The organism is Streptomyces sp. NPDC037421 (assembly GCF_055602105.1).
Map to the genome: position 1 here is coordinate 190,077 of NZ_JBVJWV010000004.1, position 24,888 is coordinate 214,964.

Annotated in this window: 24 protein-coding genes and 1 pseudogene; 14 read left to right on the forward strand and 11 right to left on the reverse strand. The window is 73.9% G+C overall.

The window, feature by feature from the left end; translation table 11 throughout:
• Positions 1 to 3 precede the first annotated feature (3 nt).
• Positions 4 to 834 carry a class I SAM-dependent methyltransferase gene (locus ACZ7IF_RS08490; protein ID WP_470965117.1) on the reverse strand — a complete coding sequence of 277 codons (831 nt, stop codon included), beginning with the start codon at positions 832 to 834 and terminating at the stop codon, positions 4 to 6.
• A gap of 374 nt (positions 835 to 1,208) precedes the next feature.
• On the opposite strand from ACZ7IF_RS08490, the gene rpsA reads away from it, so the two are divergent.
• The 4 genes from rpsA (at position 1,209) to ACZ7IF_RS08510 (ending at position 5,045) form a co-directional block, all read left to right on the forward strand.
• Positions 1,209 to 2,723, forward strand: a complete 1,515-nt coding sequence (gene rpsA, locus ACZ7IF_RS08495; RefSeq protein WP_007263497.1) for a 30S ribosomal protein S1 — start codon at positions 1,209 to 1,211, stop codon at positions 2,721 to 2,723.
• Between the two features lie 231 nt (positions 2,724 to 2,954).
• Positions 2,955 to 3,893, forward strand: coding sequence for a PAC2 family protein (locus tag ACZ7IF_RS08500; RefSeq protein WP_470965119.1), 939 nt, complete (start codon positions 2,955 to 2,957; stop codon positions 3,891 to 3,893).
• Between the two features lie 75 nt (positions 3,894 to 3,968).
• A complete protein-coding gene (gene coaE, locus ACZ7IF_RS08505) occupies positions 3,969 to 4,571 on the forward strand; it encodes a dephospho-CoA kinase (protein ID WP_470965122.1) in 603 nt (200 codons plus the stop codon).
• A gap of 141 nt (positions 4,572 to 4,712) precedes the next feature.
• Positions 4,713 to 5,045 carry a tetratricopeptide repeat protein gene (locus ACZ7IF_RS08510; RefSeq protein ID WP_469113470.1) on the forward strand — a complete coding sequence of 111 codons (333 nt, stop codon included), beginning with the start codon at positions 4,713 to 4,715 and terminating at the stop codon, positions 5,043 to 5,045.
• Positions 5,046 to 5,106: 61 nt separating this feature from the next.
• On the opposite strand, the gene ACZ7IF_RS08515 is transcribed toward ACZ7IF_RS08510, so the two are convergent.
• Together ACZ7IF_RS08515 and ACZ7IF_RS08520 are read right to left on the reverse strand one after the other, a co-directional pair.
• On the reverse strand, positions 5,107 to 5,370 hold the full coding sequence (locus tag ACZ7IF_RS08515; RefSeq protein WP_470965125.1) for a DUF6343 family protein: 264 nt from the start codon (positions 5,368 to 5,370) through the stop codon (positions 5,107 to 5,109).
• A 73-nt stretch (positions 5,371 to 5,443) separates the two neighbouring features.
• Positions 5,444 to 5,581, reverse strand: a complete 138-nt coding sequence (locus ACZ7IF_RS08520; RefSeq protein ID WP_470965128.1) for a hypothetical protein — start codon at positions 5,579 to 5,581, stop codon at positions 5,444 to 5,446.
• Positions 5,582 to 5,732: 151 nt separating this feature from the next.
• Between ACZ7IF_RS08520 and ACZ7IF_RS08525 the strand changes: the two genes are divergently transcribed.
• From ACZ7IF_RS08525 to ACZ7IF_RS08535, 3 genes are all read left to right on the forward strand, one after another.
• The gene (locus ACZ7IF_RS08525; protein ID WP_470965131.1) at positions 5,733 to 6,242 is read left to right on the forward strand and encodes a hypothetical protein; all 510 of its coding nucleotides are present in this window, start codon (positions 5,733 to 5,735) and stop codon (positions 6,240 to 6,242) included.
• An 84-nt stretch (positions 6,243 to 6,326) separates the two neighbouring features.
• Positions 6,327 to 9,188 (forward strand): DEAD/DEAH box helicase, encoded by a 2,862-nt coding sequence (locus tag ACZ7IF_RS08530; protein WP_470965134.1) that lies wholly within the window; start codon positions 6,327 to 6,329, stop codon positions 9,186 to 9,188.
• Positions 9,185 to 10,390: an SWIM zinc finger family protein gene (locus tag ACZ7IF_RS08535; protein ID WP_470965137.1), complete on the forward strand. Its 1,206-nt coding sequence runs from the start codon at positions 9,185 to 9,187 to the stop codon at positions 10,388 to 10,390. The genes ACZ7IF_RS08530 and ACZ7IF_RS08535 overlap by 4 nt, the downstream gene beginning before the upstream one ends.
• Here ACZ7IF_RS08535 and ACZ7IF_RS08540 read toward each other — a convergent pair.
• A complete protein-coding gene (locus ACZ7IF_RS08540) occupies positions 10,371 to 10,919 on the reverse strand; it encodes a hypothetical protein (RefSeq protein WP_470965140.1) in 549 nt (182 codons plus the stop codon). The genes ACZ7IF_RS08535 and ACZ7IF_RS08540 overlap by 20 nt on opposite strands.
• Before the next feature lie 127 nt (positions 10,920 to 11,046).
• On the opposite strand from ACZ7IF_RS08540, the gene ACZ7IF_RS08545 reads away from it, so the two are divergent.
• The gene (locus ACZ7IF_RS08545) at positions 11,047 to 11,748 is read left to right on the forward strand and encodes a chaplin (RefSeq protein WP_470965143.1); all 702 of its coding nucleotides are present in this window, start codon (positions 11,047 to 11,049) and stop codon (positions 11,746 to 11,748) included.
• Here the strand turns inward: ACZ7IF_RS08545 and ACZ7IF_RS08550 are convergent.
• Entirely contained in the window at positions 11,741 to 12,400 is a 660-nt protein-coding gene (locus tag ACZ7IF_RS08550) for a DUF2293 domain-containing protein (protein WP_470965146.1), read from the reverse strand. The two genes, ACZ7IF_RS08545 and ACZ7IF_RS08550, sit on opposite strands and share 8 nt — an antisense overlap.
• Before the next feature lie 123 nt (positions 12,401 to 12,523).
• Between ACZ7IF_RS08550 and ACZ7IF_RS08555 the strand changes: the two genes are divergently transcribed.
• The gene (locus ACZ7IF_RS08555; RefSeq protein WP_470965149.1) at positions 12,524 to 12,979 is read left to right on the forward strand and encodes a cupin domain-containing protein; all 456 of its coding nucleotides are present in this window, start codon (positions 12,524 to 12,526) and stop codon (positions 12,977 to 12,979) included.
• On the opposite strand, the gene ACZ7IF_RS08560 is transcribed toward ACZ7IF_RS08555, so the two are convergent.
• Entirely contained in the window at positions 12,943 to 14,388 is a 1,446-nt protein-coding gene (locus ACZ7IF_RS08560) for a WGR domain-containing protein (protein WP_470965152.1), read from the reverse strand. The genes ACZ7IF_RS08555 and ACZ7IF_RS08560 overlap by 37 nt on opposite strands.
• A 92-nt stretch (positions 14,389 to 14,480) precedes the next feature.
• Between ACZ7IF_RS08560 and ACZ7IF_RS08565 the strand changes: the two genes are divergently transcribed.
• Positions 14,481 to 15,119: a nucleoside/nucleotide kinase family protein gene (locus tag ACZ7IF_RS08565; RefSeq protein ID WP_470965156.1), complete on the forward strand. Its 639-nt coding sequence runs from the start codon at positions 14,481 to 14,483 to the stop codon at positions 15,117 to 15,119.
• A gap of 510 nt (positions 15,120 to 15,629) precedes the next feature.
• Here the strand turns inward: ACZ7IF_RS08565 and ACZ7IF_RS08570 are convergent.
• On the reverse strand, positions 15,630 to 16,544 hold the full coding sequence (locus tag ACZ7IF_RS08570; RefSeq protein WP_470965159.1) for a carbohydrate kinase family protein: 915 nt from the start codon (positions 16,542 to 16,544) through the stop codon (positions 15,630 to 15,632).
• Positions 16,541 to 17,473: a pseudouridine-5'-phosphate glycosidase gene (locus ACZ7IF_RS08575; RefSeq protein ID WP_470965162.1), complete on the reverse strand. Its 933-nt coding sequence runs from the start codon at positions 17,471 to 17,473 to the stop codon at positions 16,541 to 16,543. Before ACZ7IF_RS08575 ends, ACZ7IF_RS08570 begins: the two co-directional genes overlap by 4 nt.
• Positions 17,474 to 17,555: 82 nt before the next feature.
• Here ACZ7IF_RS08575 and ACZ7IF_RS08580 point away from each other — a divergent pair.
• A pseudogene (locus ACZ7IF_RS08580) lies at positions 17,556 to 18,340 on the forward strand (class I SAM-dependent methyltransferase).
• Between the two features lie 73 nt (positions 18,341 to 18,413).
• Entirely contained in the window at positions 18,414 to 18,788 is a 375-nt protein-coding gene (locus ACZ7IF_RS08585) for a cupin domain-containing protein (protein ID WP_470965164.1), read from the forward strand.
• Here the strand turns inward: ACZ7IF_RS08585 and ACZ7IF_RS08590 are convergent.
• From ACZ7IF_RS08590 to ACZ7IF_RS08600, 3 genes are all read right to left on the reverse strand, one after another.
• Entirely contained in the window at positions 18,778 to 19,986 is a 1,209-nt protein-coding gene (locus tag ACZ7IF_RS08590) for an MFS transporter (RefSeq protein ID WP_470965527.1), read from the reverse strand. The two genes, ACZ7IF_RS08585 and ACZ7IF_RS08590, sit on opposite strands and share 11 nt — an antisense overlap.
• 283 nt (positions 19,987 to 20,269) lie before the next feature.
• Positions 20,270 to 20,833, reverse strand: coding sequence for a methylated-DNA--[protein]-cysteine S-methyltransferase (locus ACZ7IF_RS08595; RefSeq protein WP_470965166.1), 564 nt, complete (start codon positions 20,831 to 20,833; stop codon positions 20,270 to 20,272).
• Between the two features lie 65 nt (positions 20,834 to 20,898).
• Complete coding sequence (locus ACZ7IF_RS08600) at positions 20,899 to 21,801, reverse strand: glycerophosphodiester phosphodiesterase (RefSeq protein ID WP_470965168.1); 903 nt, start codon at positions 21,799 to 21,801, stop codon at positions 20,899 to 20,901.
• Between the two features lie 246 nt (positions 21,802 to 22,047).
• On the opposite strand from ACZ7IF_RS08600, the gene uvrB reads away from it, so the two are divergent.
• Both uvrB and ACZ7IF_RS08610 read left to right on the forward strand, forming a co-directional pair.
• A complete protein-coding gene (uvrB, locus tag ACZ7IF_RS08605) occupies positions 22,048 to 24,198 on the forward strand; it encodes an excinuclease ABC subunit UvrB (protein ID WP_470965171.1) in 2,151 nt (716 codons plus the stop codon).
• Between the two features lie 84 nt (positions 24,199 to 24,282).
• Positions 24,283 to 24,861 (forward strand): TerD family protein, encoded by a 579-nt coding sequence (locus ACZ7IF_RS08610; RefSeq protein WP_470965174.1) that lies wholly within the window; start codon positions 24,283 to 24,285, stop codon positions 24,859 to 24,861.
• Positions 24,862 to 24,888 lie beyond the last annotated feature (27 nt).

The following is a 24,888-nucleotide window of genomic DNA, read 5'->3' on the forward strand; positions in this document are numbered from 1 at the left end:
CGATCAGTCCCTCTCGCACACGAAGACCGCGGTGCCCGGGATCAGGTTGCCGCGCAGCGGGGACCAGCCGCCCCACTCCTGGCTGTTCCACTCCGGCCACTCCGGCTCCACCAGGTCCAGCAGCCGGAAGCCGCCCGCGACCACGTCGCGGACCCGGTCGCCGATCGTGCGGTGGTGCTCGACGTAGACGGCGCGGCCCTCGTCGTCCTGCTCGACGTACGGGGTCCGGTCGAAGTACGACGCGGAGACGGAGAGCCCCTCGGGGCCCGCCTCGTCGGGGAAGGCCCAGCGGATCGGGTGGGTCACGGAGAAGACCCAGCGGCCGCCGGGGCGCAGGACGCGGTACACCTCCCGCATGACGTTCACCGGGTCGGCGACGAAGGGGACGGCCCCGTACGCGGAGCAGGCGAGGTCGAAGGAGCCGTCGCGGAAGGGCAGCCGGCCGGCGTCGGCCTCGACGAGCGGGACGTCACCGCCGATGCGCAGGGCGTGCTGGAGCTGGCGGTGGGAGAGGTCCAGGGCCACCGGGCGGGCGCCCTGCGCGGCGAGCCAGCGCGAGCACTGGGCGGCGCCGGCGCCGATCTCCAGGACGTCCTTGCCCTTGAGGGAGGCGGCGGGGCCCAGCAGCGCGGCGTCGGCCTCGTCGAGGCCCTCGGGGCCCCAGACGAAGCGGTCGTCGCCGAGGAAGGCGCCGTGCTCGCTCTGGTACTCGTCGGCGTTGCGGTCCCACCAGCCGCGGCTGGCCCGGCTGCTCTCCGCCTCGCCGGCGTCGCGCCGGGTGGCCTCGGCGTCGTCCTCGGCGTCGGTTTCGGGGGCGTAGTCCTCTTGGTTCATGGGGCCCGTCGTCGTAGTCTGCGGATGGCTCGGTGGTCCGGGTGGCCGGAAAACTCGTGCGGAGCGCTCATCACCGCGTCTCCGCCCACGAATTGCGCCGGTTATGCGGTGATCTGCCCGCGGTGTGCGCCTTCGCGCATTGACCCTGTCCGGCTGCCCCCGTATGCTACAAGTTGCGCTGCGAGCCTGTGCTCCTCAGACCTAGCAGGCTGCGCTTGCATCTGTTGAATGTCCCCTCGGTTTTCGAGGCCCTTCCCCCTTTCAGGGGATCTTGGGGCTTCTTTGGCTGTCCGGCTTCTTCGGCAGGTGCCGATAAGGGCTCCCGGCGTAGCAGTACCTACGACTTTCTGTCCGTAACCGGAGCCCTTTCCCACATGACGAGCAGCACCGAGACCACCGCCACCACCCCTCCGCAGGTAGCGGTCAACGACATCGGTAACGCGGAAGCCTTCCTGGCCGCGATCGACGAGACGATCAAGTACTTCAACGACGGCGACATCGTCGACGGCGTCATCGTGAAGGTCGACCGGGACGAGGTCCTGCTCGACATCGGTTACAAGACCGAAGGCGTGATCCCGAGCCGCGAGCTCTCGATCAAGCACGACGTCGACCCGAACGAGGTCGTCAAGGTCGGCGACGAGATCGAGGCCCTGGTTCTCCAGAAGGAGGACAAGGAAGGCCGCCTGATCCTGTCCAAGAAGCGCGCTCAGTACGAGCGTGCCTGGGGCACGATCGAGAAGATCAAGGAAGAAGACGGCATCGTCACCGGTACCGTCATCGAGGTCGTCAAGGGTGGTCTCATCCTCGACATCGGCCTCCGTGGCTTCCTGCCGGCCTCCCTCGTCGAGATGCGTCGCGTCCGCGACCTCCAGCCCTACGTGGGCAAGGAGCTCGAGGCGAAGATCATCGAGCTGGACAAGAACCGCAACAACGTGGTCCTGTCCCGCCGCGCCTGGCTCGAGCAGACCCAGTCCGAGGTTCGCCAGACGTTCCTCACCACCCTGCAGAAGGGTCAGGTCCGCTCCGGCGTCGTCTCCTCGATCGTCAACTTCGGTGCCTTCGTGGACCTGGGCGGCGTCGACGGTCTCGTCCACGTCTCCGAGCTGTCCTGGAAGCACATCGACCACCCGTCCGAGGTTGTCGAGGTCGGCCAGGAAGTCACCGTCGAGGTCCTCGACGTCGACATGGACCGCGAGCGTGTCTCCCTGTCGCTGAAGGCGACGCAGGAGGACCCGTGGCAGCAGTTCGCCCGGACCCACCAGATCGGCCAGGTCGTCCCGGGTAAGGTCACCAAGCTGGTTCCGTTCGGTGCGTTCGTCCGCGTGGACGAGGGCATCGAGGGTCTGGTCCACATCTCCGAGCTGGCCGAGCGCCACGTGGAGATCCCGGAGCAGGTCGTCCAGGTCAACGACGAGATCTTCGTCAAGGTCATCGACATCGACCTCGAGCGTCGCCGGATCTCGCTGTCCCTCAAGCAGGCCAACGAGTCCTTCGGTGCCGACCCGGCGTCGGTCGAGTTCGACCCGACCCTGTACGGCATGGCCGCGTCCTACGACGACCAGGGCAACTACATCTACCCCGAGGGCTTCGACCCCGAGACCAACGACTGGCTCGAGGGCTACGAGACCCAGCGCGAGACGTGGGAGCGCCAGTACGCCGAGGCGCAGGTCCGCTTCGAGCAGCACCAGGCCCAGGTCATCAAGAGCCGCGAGGCCGACGAGGCCGCTGCCGCCGAGGGCGCTGCCGCCCCGGCCGCCGGTGGCAACGCCGGTGCGGGCGTCTCCGGTGGTTCGTACTCCTCCGAGGGTGCGGACGAGACCTCCGGCGCCCTGGCGTCGGACGAGGCCCTGGCCGCGCTCCGCGAGAAGCTGGCCGGCGGCCAGAGCTGATCGCAGCGCATCACACCCCGGTGTGAGCTGAGCTGAACGACGAGGCCCGTCCCCTTCGGGGGGCGGGCCTCGCCGCGTTCCCGGTTGGCGGGCGCCGGGCGCGGGCCCCACCGCCACCGTGGGTCCGCCCGCCGTCGCATTGCGTTTGTGTCAATACCGCCCACCTGGGAATGGCCGCGCGGTCCCGGACGTTCTTCGCAGGGAACACGGCGCGAGGGAGGAGTGGTGACGGTGCTTGATCCACAGGGTCTGTACGAATGGGATGCCAAGGGTCTGGCGGTGGCGGACCTGGCGCTGACCCAGGACTCGGCCGGACTGGTCATGCTGTACCACTTCGAGGGGTACATCGACGCGGGCGAGACCGGCGAGCAGATCGTCGAACGCCTCCTCGACACCCTGCCCCACCAGGTGGTGGCCCGCTTCGACGCGGACCGGCTGGTGGACTACCGGGCACGCCGTCCGCTGCTGACCTTCCAGCGCGACCACTGGAGCGAGTTCGAGGAGCCCCGCCTGGAGGTGCGCCTGGTCCAGGACGCCACCGGCGCGCCGTTCCTGCTGTTCTCCGGCCCCGAGCCGGACGTGGAATGGGAGCGCTTCGCCGTCGCCGTCCGGCAGATCGTGGAGCGGCTCGGGGTCCGCCTCTCGGTCAACTTCCACGGCATCCCCATGGGCGTTCCGCACACCCGGCCCGTCGGCATCACCCCGCACGGCAACCGCACCGACCTGATGCCCGGCCACCGCAGCCCCTTCGACGAGGCCCAGGTGCCCGGCAGCGCGGAATCGCTGGTCGAGTTCCGCCTCGCCCAGGCCGGACACGACGTGCTCGGCGTCGCCGCGCACGTTCCGCACTACGTCGCCCGCTCCGCGTACCCGGACGCGGCACTGACCGCCCTGGAGGCCATCACGGCCGCCACCGGGCTGGTCCTGCCGGCCGTCGCGCACGCCCTGCGCACCGAGGCGCACCGCACCCAGACGGAGATCGACCGGCAGATCCGCGAGGGAGACGAGGAGCTCGTCGGCCTCGTCCAGGGCCTGGAGCACCAGTACGACGCCGCCGCCGGGGCCGAGACCCGGGGCAACATGATCGCCGAGCCGGCCGAGATCCCGTCGGCGGACGAGATCGGCCGCGAGTTCGAGCGGTTCCTGGCGGAGCGCGAGGGCGAAGGGTAGGACCGGGGCCGTCCCCCGGGCGGTGTTCGTCGGGCGGTGTTCCTCGGGAGGGGGACACCGCCTAGGGTGCTGAGCATGCTGAAAGTGGGCCTGACAGGCGGAATCGGTGCCGGCAAGAGCGAGGTCTCGCGGCTGCTGGCGGGGTACGGGGCGGTCGTCGTCGACGCCGACCGGATCGCGCGGGAGGTCGTGGAGCCGGGCACGCCCGGGCTCGCGGCCGTGGTGGAGGCCTTCGGGGACTCCGTGCTCACCGCCGACGGGCGGTTGGACCGCCCCGGGCTGGGGGCGATCGTCTTCACCGACCCGGCGAAGCTCCAGACCCTCAACGCCATCGTGCACCCGCTCGTCGGGGCCCGGTCCGCCGAGCTGGAGGCGGCGGCGGGACCCGGCGCGATCGTGGTGCACGACGTACCGCTCCTCACGGAGAACGGCCTCGCGCCCCTGTACGACCTCGTCGTGGTCGTGGACGCGGCCCCCGGCACGCAGCTGGCCCGGCTGACCGCACTGCGCGGGATGACGGAGGAGGAGGCCCGCGCCCGGATGGCAGCCCAGGCCACGCGGGAGCAGCGGCTGGCGGTGGCCACGCTCGTGATCGACAACGACGGGCCGTTGGAGGCGCTGGAGCCCCAGGTGCGCAAGGTCTGGGAGGAGCTGACGGCCCGGGCCGCCGCGGAATAGGCGCGGCGGCGAAGGGCGTTGAACGCGCCCGTAGAGGGAAGGAAAGACACCGTGTCCGACACCACGCCCCCGCCGCCGCCGCCGTCCACCGGACCCGGACCCGCCGGGTCGTCGGGTTCCGCGAGCCCCGAGACGCACGTCATCGACTACCGGGCCGCCGAGCAGCTCCTCGCCGCCCGGGACCCGCGCGGCGCGGTCCGGCTGCTCGACTCCGTCATAGCCGCGCACCCGGAGAACACCGCGGCCCGGCTGCTGCGCGCCCGGGCCTTCTTCGCGGCGGCGCAGCTGCGGCCCGCACAGCTGGAGTTCGAGCTGGTGCTGGAGCGGGAGCCGGACAACGCCTTCGCCCACTTCGCGCTCGCCCGTACCCACGAGCGGGCCGGCCGCCCCGAGCGGGCCCGCCGCCACTTCAGGCTCGCCGCCGCCCTCGATCCCCAGCCCGAGTACCTGGAGGCGGCCCGCTTCGAGAGCTAGGGGGGCCGGCGGATCAGGGCCGGGCCCGGGACTGTCCGATCCTGACCCGCCGGACCACCCCCTAGGGGGTGCCGCGCGGAGGCTCGTACGGGGGGACGTCCGGGCCCGGCTGGTAGTGCGGGCCCTGGTGGATGTGCCGGACGACGACGGCCAGGTCGACGGCGGCCACCAGCGCGAGCGCCGCGCAGGCGGCCGCCCATCCGGGACGGCCGGCCAGCGAGAACGCGGCCGCCCCGGCGGCGGCCCAGACCAGACCCCACAGGCTCAGCCAGAACCGCAGCCGCAGCGGACTGCGGGCGGTCGCCGGCTCGTTTCCGGTACGCATGGCCATCGCCTCACCCTGCTCGGAGGCCTCGGTTCCATGGTCCCACCGGGCGGCCGGTCCCGGGGGCCGAGGCTCAGGGACTGAGCTTGTTCACGGCCGTCGTGGTCGTCTTCTTGAAGGCGGGTACGGGGGCGTCGGGCAGGTTGCCCATCTGGCCCCACTTCACGACGGTCACGGTGGAGCCGTCGCGTCCGATCCCGTACAGGTGCACGCCCGGCTCGGACTCCGGGATGGAGGCGCCGACGCCGTAGACGTGCGCGCCCTCCTCGACGGCCGGCTTCCCGTAGTCCTGCCAGGAGGCCGCCGGCTGCGAGCACGCCTACCTCTCCGAACGGGCCCCGGAGTCCGTCCCCCCGCTGCCCGTGGAAGCGGACGCGCCCGCCTGGGCGCGGGTGCAGCGGGCCGTGCACGCCGGGACCCAGACCGTCGAGGTCACCCTCCACGGCACAGGGGAACAGGCCGTGGTGCTCCAGGGGCTGGAGGTGCGGGTGGGCGCCCGGCGGACCCCGCCGGCCTGGAACGTCTACCAGATGTCCCAGGGCTGCGGCGGGGGCCTCACCCCGGCCGGCTTCGCCGTGAACCTGGACGCGCCGAGGCCGCTGGCCCGGCCCGTCGCGGGCAACGACGCCGGGACCCGGCTCCCCGCGCCGGCCTTCCCGCTGCGGGTCTCGGCGACCGATCCGGTCGTGCTCCGGGTGACGGCCGCCGCGACGGGCTGCGACTGCGACTGGTACCTCGAACTGCGCCGGAGCGGGCCCGGCGGGTCCGGCACCCTGCGCCTGGACGACGACGGCGTGCCCTGGCGCACCAGTGCCGCGGCGGGCCGGCCCGAGTACGGCTTCGCGAGCGAACAGGGCCGCTGGGCACGCTGACCTCCCCCCGGACGGCCTGGCGTATCCGCAGGTCAGCGCCGGTTGTCAGTGGGCCCGCCTAGACTCGGCGGCAGTGGATCCGCCATGACCGGGCGGAGCCGAGCAGCAGGGAGGGGGGACCCCGTGACCGCGCAGCCGCCGCCGCAGCCGTCGTTGCTGCGCCGCGCCGCCGTGTTCCTCCCCGCCGCCGTACCCCGGGAGGGGCGGGTGGCGTTCTGGTGCCCCGAGGGGGACCCGCTGCCCGAGCTGGGGACCCCGCATCCGCTGAAGGTGGTCCGGCCGCACGGGGACGGCGTCCGCACGCGTACGGTGCCCGCGGTGGCGCTGTCGGTGGCCGCCGCCCTGCCCGTGCTCGTCCGGGCCGCCCGCAGCCCCGCCGCGCATCCCGCCGCCCGCGCCTGGGGCACCGCCGCCACGCAGGCGCTGTCCCTCGCCGCGCGGGGCCGCCTGCTGCCGGGGCTCACCGCCGACGGGGTCGACGCCTGGCGTGCCGGGCCGCTGGACGCCGAGGACGTCGGGTACCTGCGCGCCGTCGCGGCCGCCCTGCCGTACGAGGGGTACGCCACCCCGCTCGCAGGCCGCCGCCCGACGGCCCTGCCCGAGCCCGAAGCCCTGGTCCGGGCGTTCCTCGACGCCGTCGCCGATGTGCTGCCGCGTACGCCGGCCGCGCCCTTCGCCACCGGACGGCCGTTCGCGGCCCGGGAGCCGCAGCGGGTGCCGGGGATACAGGAGTGGGCGGCGCAGGTCGCGGCCGGAGCCGATGCCGGGGTGGGGATCTCGCTCCGGCTCGACCTGTCCTCCTTCCGGCTGTTCGACGAGGCCGAGCCGGAGGACGTCCGCCGCGCCGGAGCGGCCGTGGTCCAGGTGCACAGCCTGGCCGACCCGACGCTGGTCACCGACGCGGGTCTGCTGTGGGCCGGGGCGGCGGCCGCCGGATTCGGCCCGCGCGCCCGGATCGACGCCGTGCTCGCGCTGCGCCGGGCGGCGAGGGTCTGGCCGCCGCTGCTGCGCCTGCTCGACCAGCCGGTGCCGGACGCCCTCGCGCTGTCGGACCCGGATCTGGAGGACCTGCTGGGCACCGCCGCGACCCGGCTGGCGGCGGCCGGAGTGCTGGTGCACTGGCCGCGCGAGCTGGCCCGTACGCTCTCGGCGACCGCCGTCGTCCGGCCGGCCGCGCCCGGTTCCGCGACCGACGGCACCGCCTTCTTCGACGCGGCCGCCCTGTTCTCCTTCTCCTGGGAGCTGGCCCTCGGCGGGGACCGGCTCACCCCGGGGGAGATGGACGCGCTCGCGCAGGCACACCGGCCCGTGGTGCGGCTGCGTGACCAGTGGGTGCGGGTCGATCCCGAGCTCGTGCGCAAGGCGCGCAAGCGGGAGCTGGGCCTGCTGGACCCGGTGGACGCGCTGACCGCCGTACTGACCGGCACGGCCGACGTCGGCGGGGAGGCGGTGCCGGCGGTTCCCGTGGGGGCGCTGGCCGCCCTGCGGGACCGGCTCACCGGGGAACTGCCCCCGGTCGCGCCGCCCGCGGCCCTGAAGGCGACCCTGCGGGACTACCAGCTGCGCGGGCTGGCCTGGCTGGACCTGATGACCTCGCTCGGGCTGGGCGGCTGCCTCGCCGATGACATGGGCCTGGGCAAGACGGTCACCCTGATCGCCCTGCACCTGCACCGGGACCGGCCCGAGCCCACCCTCGTGGTCTGCCCGGCGTCGCTGCTGGGCAACTGGCAGCGGGAGATCGAGAAGTTCGCCCCCGGCACCCCCGTGCGCCGCTTCCACGGCGCCGGCCGCAGCCTCGACGGGCTGGCCGGGGGCTTCGTGCTCACCACGTACGGGACCATGCGGGCGGCGGCCGCCCGGCTGGCCGGGCAGAGCTGGGGCCTGGTCGTCGCGGACGAGGCCCAGCACGTGAAGAACCCGCACTCGGCGACGGCGAAGGCGCTGCGCACCATCCCGTCCCCGGCCCGGGTGGCCCTCACCGGGACCCCCGTCGAGAACAACCTCTCCGAACTGTGGGCGCTGCTCGACTGGACGACGCCGGGGCTGCTGGGCCCGCTCACCACCTTCCGGGCCCGGCACGCCCGCCCGGTCGAGCACCAGCAGGAGGAGGACGGGGGCAACGAGGCGGCGGTGGCCCGGCTGGCCGCGCTCGTCCGGCCGTTCCTGCTGCGCCGCAAGAAGTCCGACCCCGGCATCGCCCCCGAGCTGCCCCCGAAGACGGAGACGGACCATCCGGTGTCCCTGACCAGGGAGCAGGTCTCCCTCTACCAGGCGGCGGTGGACGAGGCGATGGCCGTGATCGAGGGCAGCGAGGGCATGGAGCGGCGCGGCATGATCATGAAGCTGCTGGCCTCGCTCAAGCAGATCTGCAACCACCCGGCGCAGTACCTCAAAGAGGCGGAGCCCCGCCTCGCGCACCGCTCGGGCAAACTCGCCCTGCTGGACGAGCTGCTGGACACGATCCTGGCCGAGGACGGCTCGGTGCTGGTCTTCACCCAGTACGTGACCATGGCCCGGATCCTGGAGCGGCACCTCGCCGCCCGGGGCATCCCCTCGCAGCTCCTGCACGGCGGCACCCCGGTGCCCCGCCGGGAGGAGCTCGTCGACCGCTTCCAGTCCGGCGAGGTCCCCGTCTTCCTGCTGTCCCTCAAGGCCGCGGGGACGGGCCTCAACCTCACCCGCGCCGGACACGTGATCCACTACGACCGCTGGTGGAACCCGGCCGTCGAGGAGCAGGCCACCGACCGCGCCTACCGCATCGGCCAGACCCAGCCCGTCCAGGTCCACCGCATCATCGCCGAGGGCACCGTCGAGGACCGCATCGCCGAACTGCTGGAGGCCAAGCGGGCGCTGGCCGATGCCGTGCTCGGCTCCGGCGAGGCCGCGCTGACCGAGCTGACGGACCGCGAGCTGGCCGATCTCGTCTCCCTGCGGAGGCCAGCGTGATCACCGCGCGGGACGACCGCCGCCGCACCTTCGAGACCGTGCCCGCCGGGCTCGAGGCCGCGACCTGGTGGGGCCGGGCCTGGGTGGCCGCGCTGGAGGAGCGCGCGCAGGACGCGGCCCGCCTCCGGCGCGGGCACGCGTACGCCGCCGAAGGCCATGTCGACGCGGTCACGGTCACCCCCGGCCGGATCGTGGCCTACGTCCGGGGCAGCCGGGCCCGCCCCTACCGCACCGAGCTGACCCTGCCCGCCTTCGCGGACGCCGAGTGGTCCGCACTGCTGGAGGCGCTGGCCGCCGACCCCTCGGCCCTCGCCGCGCTGCTGGAAAGGGAGGTCCCGCAGTCCCTCGCGGAGACGGTGCTGCCCGGCGCGGGCGAGCTCGAGGCGCGCTGTTCCTGCCCGGACACGGTGCGGCCGCCCTGCAAGCACGCCGCGGCCCTCTGCTACCGGGCGGCCCGGCTCCTGGACGCCGACCCCTTCGTCCTGCTGCTCCTGCGCGGCCGCGGTGAGCGCGAGCTCCTCGACGAGCTGGGCCGGCGCAACGCCGCGCACGCGGCGCGCGAACAGCCCGATGCCGCGCCGGACTTCCCCGGCGTCCCGGCCCGGGCGGCGCTCGCCCGCACCGGCCTGCCCCCGCTGCCGGCCCCGCTCGCCGCACCCGCCGCCGCGGGCCCGCCGCCCGCCTACCCCGCCGATCCGGCCGCGCCCGACCCGCTGGCGCTGGAGCAGCTCGCCACCGACGCGGCCGACCGCGCGCTGGCCCTGCTCGCCACGGCCGAGGACCCCGTCGGCGGCCTCACCCTCTGGCAGGACGCCGTCCGGCTGGCCTCGGCACACCCCACCTCGGGCCTCACCGGCGCCGCCCGGGCCCTGTACCGGGACCTGGCCCGCGCCACCGGCCACAGCACCACGGACCTGGCGCGCGCCGCCGCGGCCTGGCGCCAGGGAGGCCTGCCCGCGCTCACGGTGCTCGACGAGCCCTGGGACCCCCCGGCCGGGCCCTTCGACCGGGCCCGGCCCGCCCTGCTCGCCGCCGGCCAGGGGTCCTTCCGCCCCGAGCGCAACCGGCTCACCTCCCGCACCCGCCAGCTCCGCCTGAGCCGCGAGGGCCTCTGGTACGCCTACGAGTCCCGCCCGGACGCCGACGACTGGTGGCCCACCGCCGCTCCGTCCCCGGATCCGGTCACCGCCCTGCTGCGCTGACCTCGCCCGCCCAGGCGGACAGGGCCGCGAAGTCCCGGTCGCGCAGGCCGTGGCGGGGGTGGATGCGCAGCAGGAGGCTCGGCGCCGGGTGGTGGGCGCAGACCCAGGCGCGGTCCTGCGGGGTGATCATGTCGTCGACCCAGGCGAAGGGCCGGCCGGCCGCCCAGTCGAGCAGCGGGCGGGTCTTCCATGAGAGGCCGTCGGGGTCGCGGGCGAAGAGCTCCGGCCACTCCACCACGGGCAGGTCGGCGGGGAGCCCGATGCGCGGGGCGATCAGGGTGTTGGCCTGGTGCGTCCAGGCCGTGGCCCAGGCCAGTTCGAAGGGCAGGGCCTGCAGCCGGGCACCGTGGGAGGGGTGGAGGCGCACCCGGACACCGCGCCGGGCCTTGCGGGACTCCGGATCGCGGTAGGAGAGCCAGACGTCCGGGCGCATCCGGTGGCTCGTGTAGCCGCGCAGACCTGCGAAGAGGGACCGGAAGGGGTTGAGCGGGCCGTCCACGTCGAGTAGCAGGAGCGGTCGTTCAGTCATGAAGTAGGCACTACCCAGTACACGATGGAGTGAAATGCCTACCGGCTCTATAACCCGAACGGGTTTACCGCGTTGTTTCCGGTGCGGGCTCGATGCCCCTGAAACCCTCCGGAAGGCAGGAAATCTGATGCGTCACACTCGTCGGAATGGCTTGATCGCGGCGATGGTCGCGGGTGGCGGACTGGCAGTCGCGGGGGTGGGCGGCTTCGCGTACGCCGACGCCGAGGCGGGCGGGCAGACCGAGCGCTCCCCGGGGCTGCTCTCCGGGAACCTGGTGCAGCTGCCCGTGCACGCCCCGGTGAACGTGTGCGGCAACACCGTGAGCGTGGTCGGCGTACTCAACTCCGCAGCCGGCAACAGCTGTACGAACGCGGCGCCGGTCGGGGCGAATCCGGACCCCCGGCCCTCCCATCCGTCGAAACCGGGGTCCGGCCACGGGGGAGGGGCGAGTGCCGAGGGGCGCGGAAAGGGTTCCCCCGGGCTGCTGTCCGGCAACGGCGTCCAGCTCCCCGTGGATCTCCCGCTGAACGTCAGCGGCAACTCGGTGAACGTCGTCGGCGTCGGCAACAGCTCCCACGGGAACACCTCCGTGAACGGCGAGACCCCGACCGGCGGCAAGCCGGCGCAGCCGCCCGCCGGCCGGCCGCCGGTCGCCCAGCGGCCGGTGACCCCGCCCGCCCCGCCCGCCCCGCCCGCCCCGCAGGCCCCGTCCTGGGACCCCTCGGCCCTGGCCCACACCGGCTCCGAGGGGCTCGGCTACCTGGTGCCCGGCAGCGGTGCCCTGCTGCTCGGCGGGGTGCTCCTCTACCGCCGCTTCCGCCTCAGCTGACGTCCCCCGCGCGCCAGCCGTCGAGGATCGCGTCGATCCGCGCCGCCAGCCGGGCCCGGGCCGCGAACCGGGGCACCCCCGCCATCAGCAGCGCGTCGTACTCGGTGTCCGTGTGCCGTACCGCGGCCCGTACCGCGACCGACACCGCCTGTTCGTCGAGCGCCCGGCCGGCGGCGGTACGCCCGACCCGGCCGCTGCCGCGCACCGAGGCGTGGGCGGCGATGGCCCGGGCGCGGTCGGCCGGGCAGCCGGGGAACAGCCGCCGGATCTCGGCCGCGAAGGCCGCGGTGAACCGGACGTCCTCGGCCGCGCGGCGCAGCCGGTCCCGCTCCCGGCGGCGGGCCCGGGCATCGGCGTCGGCGAGGCAGGCGCGCTCGGCGCGGGCCAGCGCGGCGTCCTCCACCAGCAGCCCCTGGCGTTCGTAGCGGCGGCGGCCCTTGTGCCGGCGCACCACGACGGCGTGCAGCGAACTGCCCTCCCGGGCCCGGCGGGTGAGCGCCGCGTCACCGCGCGGCAGGTACACGAGATGGCCGAGGTCGGCGCAGTCGAGGCAGCGGGGCACACCGGATTCGCGGACGAGGTGCCGCAGCGGCCCCCGCCGGCACGCGGCGCAGTGGATCGGCTTCTGTGACTCGAAGACGACGAGACTCATGCCGTTGTGATACCGCCCGCCGACGCCTATATCACCTGACGCGGAAGGGTTGTTGGTCTTTCATAAAATCCGACTGGAAGTCATGAGGTCCGTCTACCGTGAGCCCCTGGCAAGGAGGAGCACATGGGTGGACGGCAGGCGACGGTACGGCGCCCGAGAGCCGCGGGAGCGGCGAGGAAGACCGCGCCCTCGGGCCTCACGGGCCGGGAGGTCGTCATAGCGCCCGGCGGCTGCACGGGATGGCACTACCACCACGTCCCGCTGATGGCGGTGGTCAAGTCCGGGACCCTGACCCGCTTCCTGGCCGACGGCACCGTGGAGGTGCATCCGGCCGGGGCCACCTTCGTCGAACCGGCCGGCGCCGGCAACGTACACCTCGGCCGCAACCTCGGGACCCGGCCCGTCGTCCTCCATATAACCTGCGCCCTCGCCGAGGACGACCCCTGGTCGGTGGCCGCCCCCGCCCCGCGGGGCGCGGTGCCCTGCCTCCCCCAGACTCCGTCCGGGGGGACCCCCAGCCCCGAGGACCCCCGGTGCGCCGCTCAGACCAGTCGGCGTATCTCCCCGCGCACCCGGTAGAAGCCCCCGCTCGCCGCGTGCAGGCCGTCCACCACGTACCGGGCGCCCGCCTCCCGGATCCCGCGCGGGAACTGCACGTTCCAGCCGTGCTCGAAGCCTTCCGAGACCACCTGCACCCGCATCCGCCCGCCCTGCTGGACGCACTCCACCACCACACCGCCGGCCGGGACCGAGGCCACCGAGACCGTCGCCACCGCCGAGGCGGAGGCCGCCGGGGTGAACACCGGCAGCGCGGCCGCCGACTTCACGTCCACCGCGGTCGGGACGGAACCCTGCTGGGCCGCGGCGATCGCCGCCTCGCTCGCGTCCACGCACACCAGCGACCCGTCCGTGGTGACGAGGTACAGCCGTTCGTCCAGGTACTGCATCGACAGGGCGGAACCCCCACCGGTGCCCAGCTTCCACAGCCGGCGCCCGTCCGCGTCGAAGCAGTACACCGAGGAGGAGGAGTCGCCCGCGAAGACGTGCCGGCCGTCCGGAGAGGTCGCGCACGAGTACACCGCCGAGTCGCACGGGTACGAGGCCTCGACCCGGCCCGTCGCCTTCGACAGGCGCTGCACGGTGTTGCGCACCGTGCCCGCGTACACCGCGTGCTCCTCCTGCCAGCCGAACAGCACCCCGCCCGGCGTCGAGGTGTGCCACAACTGGCCGGTGCCGTCGGCCGCGTAGGCAGTCACACCGGCGCTGTGCCCGTGGTAGACGGCCCGCTCGTCCGCCCGGACCATCCAGGCGCCGGTACCGGAGGACTTCCGCGACCACTGGTGCTCGTCCTCGTGGTCGATGACCGTCAGGCCGCCGCCCGCGTCGGAGACGTTGAGCACGCCCTCGTGGATGTCGAGCCAGTAGATGTCCACGTCCGCGGCTATCCCGTACGCCCCGAACGGCACCTTCGAGGACAGGTCGTACACCGTGCCGTCGTCACAGCCCGCGTATATCCAGAACTCGTCCGCCACCAGGCACTTCACCCCGTCCGGCAGGGAGTAGCGGGCCAGCACCTCGCCTCCGTGGCTCACCGTGTAGACGTCCCCCGCCTGGTTGCCCACCCAGCAGCGGTCCTCGTCCACGTGGATGCCGAAGGCCGAGGAGCCGGTGCGGAAGCGCCACAGCACCGGCGCCACCGCGCGGGCCGTGGACGGCGCCGAGGCCACCTGCCGGCGGGTCACCGAGCGGGCGGCGCGCACACCCCGCACCGCCGGCGCGTACCCCTTGCGGACCTTCTCGCCGATCTTCTTGGCGGCGGCCGCGCGGGCCTTCTCGGCCGTCGGGAACGAGGAGCTCTGCAACTGGCCTGCCGCGCCGATGCGGCCGTAGCGCACCGAGACGGCGGTGCCGTCCAGGGTCACCTCGTAGAACTTGTGCGCCGCGCCGTCCTCCTGCGACAGCTCCAGATACGTCGTCTCCCGAGCCATGACAGACCCCTCCCCAAGAGCAGGGCCGCCGGCTCCTTTCGACCGGTGATCCCTCGTGAAAAACGTTAGGGCGCACCACTGACAATGGGCTGGTGAAGCTGGAAGCGATCACCTGGCAGCGGATGGCCGAGCGGCTCGCCGGCCACCTCGACGCGCCCGGAGGGGGCGACGGCTGGCAACGTGTGGGCATCGACGGGGCGCCGGCGGCCGACACCGGGGTCCTGGCGGAGGAACTGGCCGGGGCGCTGCGCTCGCGCGGCCGGTCCGTGCTCGTGGTCCCGGTCGGGGGGTTCCTGCGACCTGCCTCGCTGCGGTTCGAGTACGGGCGCGAGGACGTGGACGCGTACCTCGGGGGCTGGTACGACACGGGCGCGCTGTGGCGCGAGGTGTTCGGTCCGACGGACCCCGGCGGCAGCGGCCGGGTACTGCCCGACCTGTGGGACCCGGTCACCGACCGCGCCACCCGCAGCCCGTACACCGAACTCCCGCCGGGCGGGGTGGTGATCGTGCACGGGCCGCTGCTGCTGGGGCACTGGTTCCCGTTCGACCTGAGCGTGCACGTCAGCCTCTCCGCGGGGGCGCTGGGCCGGCGGACGCCGGCGTCCGAACGGTGGACCCTCCCGGCGTTCGCCCGCTACGCGCGGGACACGGACCCGGCCTCGACGGCGGACGTCCTGGTCCGCGCGGACGACCCCCGCCACCCGGCCTGGACCGGGGTCCCGCGGAGCTAGGCCCTGTCCGGGCGATCTTCGCGGGCCCGCGACGTCCGGCACGGCACCTCGCCGCGTTGTCGGAGCGCGCGAGTACGGCCGAGTACGAGCTGCGCTCCTCCGCCTTGCGATGCACCGCACCAGACCCCGCGGCCTGATCCACGAAGATCGTCCGGACAGGACCCAGCCCGTGCCGTTGCCCCGGCCGGGCGGGGGTGCCGCTGCGCGGGCTGCTCCCCGCCCCGCCCTTCGCCCGTTCCCCGGGGCTCCGCTCCCAGACCCCCAGCGCCTCAAACGCCGGCGAGGCTGGAAATCGGGGTCAGGGGCAGCACCCCTGGGAACGGTGGAAGGGCGGGTAGGGGACCGCACCGCGCAGCGGCCACCCACCCGCACCCGACCCACCGGCCCCAGCCATCGGAACCGGCCCCGCCCCGCGCCCGACGGACGGAGTCCGGCGCAGCGGCGCGAAGCCGGGGAGGCCGCCCGCGGCCGAGCCGTGCGAGCGGCGCGTCAAGAAAGGGGCGCGGCGCGTCAAGAAGGCGGGCGGCCGCCCAGGCGGGAGACCGCGTCGGCGGCCGCGCGGCAGCCGGCCCGGGCGGATTCCCTCGGGGTGGCCCCCGAGAGGCGGGCCGCCAGGAAGCCGCCCGCGAAGGCGTCCCCGGCGCCCGTGGTGTCCACCGCCTCGGCCGGCTCCGCCTCGACCTCGGCGGTGATCCGGCCGCCCTCGGCGACGAGCGCTCCGCCGGAGCCCCGGGTGACCACCACCAGCGGCACCCGCCGGCTGAGTTCCTCCGCCGCCCGGGCGGGCTCCCGCACGCCCGCCAGCAGCCGGGCCTCGTCCTCGTTCGGCAGGAGCACGCCGGCCCCCGCCACGGCGGCCAGGAAGCGTTCGGGGCCCAGCTCCGCGAGGAACCCCGCCGAGGCGGGGTCGACGCTCACGGGCACCCCGCGCGTCCGGGCGGCCCGCAGCGCGACCAGGGCCAGCTCCCGGCTGCTGTCCGAGAAGAACAGGTAGCCCGACAGGTGCAGGTGCCCGGCGCCGTCCAGCAGGGCCGGCACCCAGTCGGCGGGGCACAGCCGCAGCGAGGCCCCGCTGTCGGTCAGGAAGGTGCGCTCCGCGTCCTCGCCGACCAGCGCCACCACCGTCCCGGTCGGCTCCGCCGGGTCCACCACCAGCCGGGGCCGCACCCCCGCGTCGACCAGCGCCCGCTCGTGCCAGCGGGCCGACTCGGAACCCACCCGCGCGAGCAGGCGTACCTCCGCGGTGCCCGTACGGGCCGCCCAGCAGGCCGCGTTGGCCCCGGCCCCGCCGGGGAGGGTGCGGATGCGGGCGGCGGTGTCGGTGGCCGGGGCCAGGGGCTCGCGGTGCACCGCCACCACGTCCGTCACCACGTCGCCGACCACCAGCAACGCCCCCGGCAGCGTCTCCGCCGGCGCCGCCGTCATGCGCGGGCCGCCCAGGCCCGGGCGATCCGGGCGCCGAGCCGCACGTTGCCGCGTACCGCCGCCAGGTTCGCCTCCAGCGAGGCACCGCCCGTCGCGCGCACCAGGAACCCCAGCAGGAACGGCGTCACCGCCTGCCCCGTGATGCCGCGCTCCCGGCACTCGGCGAGGGCCTCGGACAGGACCCGGTCGTGCAGCACCGGATCCAGCTGCTCCGCCTCCGCCACCGGGTTGGCGACCAGCAGCGCCGACTCCGGTCCGCCGACGGCGTCCTGAGCGGCCATCACCGCCGCCACCTCCTCCGGCTCCTCCACGGTCCAGTCGACCGGCTCTCCCGAGTCGGCCAGGTAGAAGCCGGGGAAGCGCTTCGTCCGGTAGCCGACGACGCCGACCCCGAGCGTTTCGAGGCGCTGGAGCGTGGCCGGCACGTCCAGGATCGACTTCACCCCCGCGCACACGACCGTGATCCGGGTCCGGGCGAGCAGCGACAGGTCCGCCGACTCGTCCTGCGAGAGCGTCCACTCCCGGTGTACGCCGCCCAGCCCGCCCGTGGCGAACACCCGCAGCCCCGCCCGCGCGGCCAGGAAGGCCGTCGCCGACACCGTCGTCGCCCCGGTCGCCCCCGTCGCCAGGGCGGGCGCGAGGTCGCGGTGGCCCAGCTTGCGCACCCCCTCGCCGGCGGCGATCCGCTCCAGCGCGGCCTTGTCGAGGCCCGCCCTCGGGACGCCGTCCACCACGGCGACGGTCGCCGGTACCGCGCCCTCCGTCCGGACCAGCTCCTCCAGTTCCAGACCCACCTCCAGATTGCGGGGGCGCGGCAGGCCGTGCGCGATGATCGTCGACTCCAGGGCGACGACGGGCAGGCGAGCGGCGAGCGCCTCGCGCACCTCTTCCGACAGGACCGGGATCTCGGATGCTCTGTGCTGTGGCATGTCCCCATCCCTGGCACGGGATTCACGCCCCCAAACACGCCCCTCCCGCTCCGGCGCGAACCTGTCCGAGTAGCGTGCCCGGATGGACACGCGGAGCTTCTACGACGAACTCGCCTCCCGCTACGACCTCATGTACGCGGACTGGGACGCGAGCATCGCCCGCCAGGGCCGTGCTCTGGACGCCCTGCTCAAGGCCTCGCTCGGCCCGGGTCCGCACACCGTGCTCGACAGCGCCTGCGGGATCGGCACCCAGGCACTGGGCCTGGCGGGCCTGGGCCACCGGGTCACCGGCACCGACCTCAGCCCCCTCGCCGCCGCCCGCGCCGCGCGCGAGGCGGCCGCCCGCGGTCTGGCGCTGCCGGTCGCGGCCGCCGACATGCGCGCGCTGCCCTTCCCCGACGCCTCGTTCGACGCCGTCGTGTGCGCCGACAACGCGCTCCCGCACCTGCTGACCGCCGAGGACGTGGGCGCCGCGCTGGCCGAAAGCCGCAGGGTGCTGCGCCCCGGTGGGCTGCTACTGCTCTCCACCGCCCGTACGGCGAGCTGCGCCGGACCCGCCCCGCGAGCCGGGCCCCGTACGTGCGGACCGGGCCGGAGGGCCGGACCGTCACCTTCCAGCTGTGGCACTGGCACGCCGACGGCGAGCGCTACGACGTGGAGCTCTTCCAGCTGCTGCCGTCCGGCGAGAGCTGGAGCACGAGGACGTCGACCGCCACGTACTGGGCGCTGCCCGAAGAGGAGACGGCGCGGTACGTGCGGCAGGCGGGCTACGGCGAGCCCGTCTGGCACCCCGTCGAGGACACCGGCTTCCACCAGCCCGTTCTCGGCGCGCGCCGGCCGGTGGCGCGGACGCGCTCGACGGAGTGACGCGTCGGACGCGCCCGCGCTGGACGCTCTGGTCACCCCGTGGGCCGGGGCGGCGGCCCTAGGCTGACGCACCATGAGCACCAGTGACCACAGCGCCCCCGCCTCCTTCGCCGTGTCCGTCGCGGACGTCCCCGACGCCGAGCTGGAGGCCGAGGAGCTCGATCCCGCGCAGATCGTCTCCGGCACGCCGACGGTGACCGGCAAGGTGCTGTGGGAGTCGGCGGACGGCTCGCAGATCCGGGGGATCTGGCAGATCACCCCCGGGGTGGTCACCGACACCGAGGCCGACGAACTGTTCGTGGTGGTCAGCGGCCGCGCCACCATCGAGGTCGAGGGCGGCGCGACGTTCGAGGTGGGCCCCGGCTCGGCCTGTGTGCTGCGCGAGGGCGACCGGACCACCTGGACGGTCCACGAGACGCTGCGCAAGGCCTACCACATCAACTGCTGAGGCCCGCCTTCTCGGGCGCGGGGTGGCGCCGGGCGGTGAACAGGGCGAGCGCCGCCATGGGCAGGAGCAGCGCGGCACCGATCGCGTTGAGCCAGCCGTAGCCGGCCTGGGACATGACCAGCCCGGCGGCGGCTCCGCCGACACCGGCGGCGGTGTTCATCGTCAGGTCGCTCAGGCCCTGTACGGCGGCCCGCGCGGCCTGGGGCACCGAGTCGGTCAGCAGCGCCGAGCCGGAGACCAATCCGGCGGACCAGCCGAGCCCGAGCAGGAAGAGGCCGGCCGCGCTCTGGGCGTGGCTGCCGTCGGCCGTGCCGGCGAGCAGGGCGGCGATGGAGAGCAGCCCGGCCGCGAGCCCGATCACGGACAGCCGGCCGAGGCGGTCGGCGAGCCAGCCCATGACGGGGGAGAAGGCGAACATGCCCGCGATGTGGCCGCTGATGACCAGGCCGACGAGGCGCAGGCCGGCGCCGTGGTGGCTGAGGTCCATCGGGGTCATCACCATGATCGAGACCATGGCGGTGTGTGACACGGCGACGGTGAGCAGCGCGAGCCTGGCCCGCGGCGAGGCCTTGACGGCGGCCATGCCCGCGCGCAGCGAGCGGGCCTGACGGGACTGCTCGCCGGGCCCGGCGAGGGCCCGGGCGGTCAGCAGCGGGTCGGGCCGCAGGAACACGGCGATCAGCGTGCCGGTGAGGACGAAGACGGCGCCGGCCCACACGAAGGGGCCCGCCGTCTGGGGTATGGAGGTGCCGGCGAAGCTGTCGCTGGCGGGGGCGGAGAGGTTGGGCCCGAGCACCGCGCCCAGGGTGGAGGACCAGACGACGAGCGAGATCGCCCGGGCCCGCCGGTCGGGCGCGGCGAGGTCGGCGGCGGCGAAGCGGGCCTGGAAGTTGGCGGAGGAGGCCGCGCCGAAGGCGGCCATGCCGAGCATCAGCAGCGGGAAGTTCCTGACCGAGGCGGCCAGGACCACCAGGGCCGCGCCGAGCGAGCCGATCGCGTACGCCACCACCAGCCCCGGCCGGCGTCCGCGGGCGGTCATCAGGGCGGCGAGGGGCAGCGAGACCAGGGCGGTGCCGATCACGGCGGCGGTGGAGGCGAAGCCGGACAGGGCCTCGGTGCCGCTGATCTCGGTGGCCAGTACGGGGGCCAGGGCGATGCTGATCGGCACGCCCAGGCCGCCCAGGATCTGGCTGGCCATGAGCACCGCGGAGGTCCGGCGCTGGAGCCGGGGCAGGTCGGCCGCGTCGACCGCCGCGGCCGGGCCGGTGCTGCCGGCGGTGGTGTCGGGGGAGGTGCCCGGGGAGGTGCTCACGCCGGACACCCCCGTCGCGGGGGTTCGGCGGGACCGGACGGGACGGGGCCTGGAGCGGCAGGAGTGGTCACGGCGGCAGTTTCCCACCGCGGGCCGCCCGGGGGAACCGGGTATCGCGGCCCGGGGTCCCGCGGCCACCCGCTGTCACCGCCGCGACGGAACCCGCAGGTCAGAAGAGGGGCTGTGGGAGCACGCCCTCCAGCGCGAGCAGGATCCGCTTGGTCTCCACCCCGCCGCCGAAACCCCCGATCCCGCCGTCGTTCTCCACCACGCGGTGGCAGGCCACGACCACGGGCAGCGGGTTCGAGCCCATGGCGTTGCCCACGGCCTGGGCCGCTCCCGGCTGCCCGACGCGGGCGGCCAGCTCCCCGTACCCGACGACCGACCCGTACGGCACCGAGCGGTCGAGCTCCAGCAGCACCTGGCGGTTGAAGCCGGAGCTGAGCCGCCAGTCCAGCGGCAGCTCGAAGCGCCGCAGCGAACCGGCGAAGTACGCCTCCAGCTGGCGTATCGGCTCGGCGAGCAGCACTTCCTCGCCCGGGTCCGGCCGCCGCGCGTCGGCGCCGAGCCGGGAGACCAGCGAGCCGATCATCCGGCCGGCCCGGTCCGGGCGCGCGTGGAACTCGACCCGGACCAGACCCTCGGGGGTCGCGGCCAGGAGCAGGGGGCCGATGTCACTGGGGACGACGGTCCATTCGAGGTGCGGCCCGCGGGGCCGCTCGGTGCTGTCCACGCCTCCACGGTACGGCCCGCCACCGACAGCGCGGACGGCTCCCGGGCCCTCGCGCCGCCCCCGGCTCAGAAGCCGATCACGGCGTTCTGCACCACATCGGGCGCGTTCGTGATGATCCCGTCCACTCCCATGTCCCGGACCTTGCGGGCGGTGGCCGCGTCGTCCACGATCCAGGTGTCCACCTCCATGGCCTTGCCGTGGGCCCCCAGCAGGCCGTGCACCGCCGTCACCCAGTCCGCCGAGATCGTCGTGTGCCACGGGTTGATCCGGTCCGTGAACTCCGCGTAGCGCGGCAGGTCGGCCACGGCCGGGGTGCCCAGGAAGGCCGTCACCAGGTCGGGGCGCAGGCCGTGCACGATCCGCACGGAGTCGGCGCTGAAGCTCTGCACCACCAGGCGGCGCGCGACGTGGTCCTCGTCGAGCCAGCCCAGCTCGTCCAGGAGCTCCAGCGTCTCCCCCTCGATCCCGGGGTAGAGCTCCGGCTTCTTGATCTCCAGCAGCAGCTTCTGCTGGTTCTCCTGGACCCGCCCCACGTACTCGCGCAGGGTCGGGACCCGGGCGCCCGCGAAGCGCGGCGCGAACCAGCTCCCCGCGTCCAGCCGCCCGATCTCCGCCGCCGTGAAGTCCTTGACCCGCCAGGGCGCCCGGCCGGGGAAGACCTGCTCGGCGTCGGTGGTGCGGGCGAGGGTGTCGTCGTGGACCACCACCAGCTCGCCGTCCCTGGTCCGCTGGACGTCGTTCTCGACCCAGTCGAAGCCCAGCCGCCTGGCCAGGTCGATCGCTTCGAGGGTGTTCTCCGGGGCGTACGCGGAAGCCCCCCGGTGGGCGTACACGACGGGGCCCAGGACCCCGCTCGTGGCGTCGGGGGAGCCGGGGCCGGTGGCGGCCGGGGAGGCCGTCCCGCCCAGCACCGTGAGGGCGAAACCCAGGATCGCGGCGGCTGCCGCGGTGGCGGGTCGGACGTACATGTGCTTTCTCCTCGGGTCGTGAGCCCTGGTCCTGCGTCAGACGGGTGCGGAGCGGGAGCCGTTGCGGCGGTGCACTTCACGGTGGAGCGTTCACCGCGATCATCGGCGCGAAGATCACCGGGACGCCACCGAACTACGACAAACAGACCGGAAAGGAGGAGATCCGATGCGCCCGCCGGACCTGTGGGAGGGGCCCGCGGCCCGAGGAAGGGCGTGAGTGTCAGTGCGGGGTCGTACGGTGGACTCATGCGGCCCGTATCGAAGATCGAACGCACGGTGGCACCCTTTGAGGTCGTCAGCCCGTACCAGCCCAGCGGTGACCAGCCGGCGGCCATCGCCGAGCTGGAGAAGCGCATCCGCGCAGGCGAGAAGGACGTCGTGCTGCTCGGCGCTACCGGCACGGGCAAGTCCGCCACCACGGCGTGGATGATCGAGAAGCTCCAGCGCCCCACGCTGGTGATGGCGCCGAACAAGACGCTGGCCGCCCAGCTGGCGAACGAGTTCCGCGAGCTCCTGCCGAACAACGCCGTCGAGTACTTCGTCTCGTACTACGACTACTACCAGCCCGAGGCCTACGTACCGCAGTCGGACACCTACATCGAGAAGGACTCCTCGATCAACGAGGAGGTGGAGCGGCTGCGCCACTCCGCGACCAACTCGCTGCTGACCCGGCGCGACGTGATCGTCGTCGCCTCCGTGTCCTGCATCTACGGCCTCGGCACCCCGCAGGAGTACGTGGACCGGATGGTCCCCCTCAAGGTGGGGGAGGAGATCGACCGGGACCAGCTGCTGCGCCGCTTCGTCGACATCCAGTACACGCGCAACGACCTGGCCTTCACCCGCGGCACCTTCCGGGTGCGCGGCGACACCATCGAGATCTTCCCGGTCTACGAGGAACTGGCCGTCCGCATCGAGATGTTCGGCGACGAGATCGAGGCGCTGTCCACCCTGCACCCGCTGACCGGCGAGGTCATCAGCGAGGACCGCGAGCTCTACGTCTTCCCCGCCAGCCACTACGTCGCCGGCCCCGAGCGCATGGAGAAGGCGATCACCGGCATCGAGGCCGAGCTCGCCGAGCGGCTCGCGGAGCTGGAGAAGCAGGGCAAGATGCTGGAGGCCCAGCGGCTGCGCATGCGCACCACCTACGACCTGGAGATGATGCGCCAGATCGGTTCCTGCTCCGGCATCGAGAACTACTCGCTCCACATGGACGACCGCGAGCGCGGCTCGGCGCCCAACACCCTCATCGACTACTTCCCCGAGGACTTCCTCCTCGTCATCGACGAGTCGCACGTCACCGTGCCGCAGATCGGCGCCATGTACGAGGGCGACGCCTCGCGCAAGCGGACCCTGGTCGACCACGGCTTCCGGCTGCCGTCCGCGCTCGACAACCGGCCGCTGAAGTGGGAGGAGTTCCTGGAGCGGGTCGGCCAGACCGTCTACCTGTCGGCCACCCCCGGCAAGTACGAGCTCTCCCGCGGCGACGGCTTCGTCGAGCAGATCATCCGCCCCACCGGCCTCGTCGACCCCGAGGTCGTGGTCAAGCCCACCGAGGGCCAGATCGACGACCTCGTGCACGAGATCCGCAGCCGCGTGGAGAAGGACGAGCGGGTCCTGGTCACCACGCTCACCAAGAAGATGGCCGAGGACCTCACCGACTACTTCCTGGAGCTGGGCATCCAGGTCCGCTACCTGCACAGCGACGTCGACACCCTGCGCCGCATCGAGCTGCTGCGAGAGCTGCGGGCCGGCGAGTACGACGTCCTGGTCGGCATCAACCTGCTGCGCGAGGGCCTCGACCTGCCCGAGGTGTCGCTCGTGGCGATCCTCGACGCCGACAAGGAGGGCTTCCTGCGCTCGGGGACCTCCCTCATCCAGACCATCGGCCGCGCCGCCCGCAACGTCTCCGGCCAGGTCCACATGTACGCGGACAAGATGACCCCGGCCATGGGGAAGGCCATCGAGGAGACCAACCGGCGCCGCGAGAAGCAGATCGCCTACAACACGGCCAACGGGATCGACCCGCAGCCGCTGCGCAAGAAGATCAACGACATCGTCGCCACCATCGCCCGCGAGGAGCTGGACACCGAGGAGCTCCTCGGCACCGGCTACCGGCAGGCCAAGGACGGCAAGGGCGCCAAGGCGCCGGTCCCCGCCCTCGGCGGCAAGGCCGCGGCCCCGGCCAGGGGGAAGAGCGGCAAGACGGCCAAGGGCGCTGCGGCCGCCGCGCCGACCGACCGGCCCGCCGCCGAACTGGCCGCGCTCATCGAGCAGATGACCGAGCGGATGAGGGGAGCGGCCGCCGAGCTCCAGTTCGAGGTGGCCGCCCGGATCAGGGACGAGGTGGGCGAGCTGAAGAAGGAGCTTCGCCAGATGAGGGAAGCGGGCCTCGCCTGACCCGGGGGCGGTCAGTAGGGTGTGGAAACGCCGCAGGTGCACGCTGCGGGCCTTTAGGGGCGGGCTATGGAGAGGGGAACGCGCGTGACGGTCAACATGACCAAGGGTCAGGCCATCAGTCTTCAGAAGACGGACGGCGGCACGCTGACCGCGGTCCGGATGGGCCTCGGCTGGCAGGCGGCCAAGCGCCGGGGGCTGTTCGGCTCGCGGACGCGGGAGATCGACCTGGACGCGTCGGCGGTGCTCTTCGCCGACAAGCAGCCGGTGGACGTGGTGTTCTTCCGGCACCTGCAGAGCGACGACGGCTCGGTCCGCCACACCGGCGACAACCTGGTCGGCGGCGTGGGCCAGGGCGGGGACGACGAGGCCATCCTCGTCGACCTCCAGCGGGTCCCGGTCCACATCGACACGATCGTCTTCACGGTGAACTCGTTCACCGGCCAGACCTTCCAGGAAGTGCAGAACGCCTTCTGCCGCATCGTCGACGAGACCAACGGCCAGGAGCTGGCCCGCTACACCCTCGACGGCGGCGGCCAGTACACCGCGCAGATCATGGCGAAGGTGTCCCGGGCCGGCAGCGGCTGGCAGATGACGGCCCTCGGCAACCCGGCCAACGGCCGGACCTTCCAGGACCTGATGCCGGCGATCCTGCCGCACCTGTAAGAGCAGTACCGACAAGGGAAGAAGGCA

Bases quoted from the DNA above. Each gene is read 5' to 3' on its own strand.
- ACZ7IF_RS08560 (WP_470965152.1), bottom strand. From the start codon at position 14,388: ATGGCTCGGGAGACGACGTATCTGGAGCTGTCGCAGGAGGACGGCGCG.
- ACZ7IF_RS08540 (WP_470965140.1), bottom strand. From the start codon at position 10,919: ATGACTGAACGACCGCTCCTGCTACTCGACGTGGACGGCCCGCTCAAC.
- ACZ7IF_RS08575 (WP_470965162.1), bottom strand. From the start codon at position 17,473: ATGCCACAGCACAGAGCATCCGAGATCCCGGTCCTGTCGGAAGAGGTG.
- coaE (WP_470965122.1), top strand. From the start codon at position 3,969: ATGCTGAAAGTGGGCCTGACAGGCGGAATCGGTGCCGGCAAGAGCGAG.
- ACZ7IF_RS08530 (WP_470965134.1), top strand. From the start codon at position 6,327: ATGACCGGGCGGAGCCGAGCAGCAGGGAGGGGGGACCCCGTGACCGCG.
- ACZ7IF_RS08550 (WP_470965146.1), bottom strand. From the start codon at position 12,400: ATGAGTCTCGTCGTCTTCGAGTCACAGAAGCCGATCCACTGCGCCGCG.
- ACZ7IF_RS08545 (WP_470965143.1), top strand. From the start codon at position 11,047: ATGCGTCACACTCGTCGGAATGGCTTGATCGCGGCGATGGTCGCGGGT.
- rpsA (WP_007263497.1), top strand. From the start codon at position 1,209: ATGACGAGCAGCACCGAGACCACCGCCACCACCCCTCCGCAGGTAGCG.
- ACZ7IF_RS08600 (WP_470965168.1), bottom strand. From the start codon at position 21,801: ATGTACGTCCGACCCGCCACCGCGGCAGCCGCCGCGATCCTGGGTTTC.
- ACZ7IF_RS08585 (WP_470965164.1), top strand. From the start codon at position 18,414: ATGAGCACCAGTGACCACAGCGCCCCCGCCTCCTTCGCCGTGTCCGTC.
- ACZ7IF_RS08490 (WP_470965117.1), bottom strand. From the start codon at position 834: ATGAACCAAGAGGACTACGCCCCCGAAACCGACGCCGAGGACGACGCC.
- ACZ7IF_RS08590 (WP_470965527.1), bottom strand. From the start codon at position 19,986: ATGGCCAGCCAGATCCTGGGCGGCCTGGGCGTGCCGATCAGCATCGCC.
- ACZ7IF_RS08555 (WP_470965149.1), top strand. From the start codon at position 12,524: ATGGGTGGACGGCAGGCGACGGTACGGCGCCCGAGAGCCGCGGGAGCG.
- ACZ7IF_RS08515 (WP_470965125.1), bottom strand. From the start codon at position 5,370: ATGCGTACCGGAAACGAGCCGGCGACCGCCCGCAGTCCGCTGCGGCTG.
- ACZ7IF_RS08570 (WP_470965159.1), bottom strand. From the start codon at position 16,544: ATGACGGCGGCGCCGGCGGAGACGCTGCCGGGGGCGTTGCTGGTGGTC.
- uvrB (WP_470965171.1), top strand. From the start codon at position 22,048: ATGCGGCCCGTATCGAAGATCGAACGCACGGTGGCACCCTTTGAGGTC.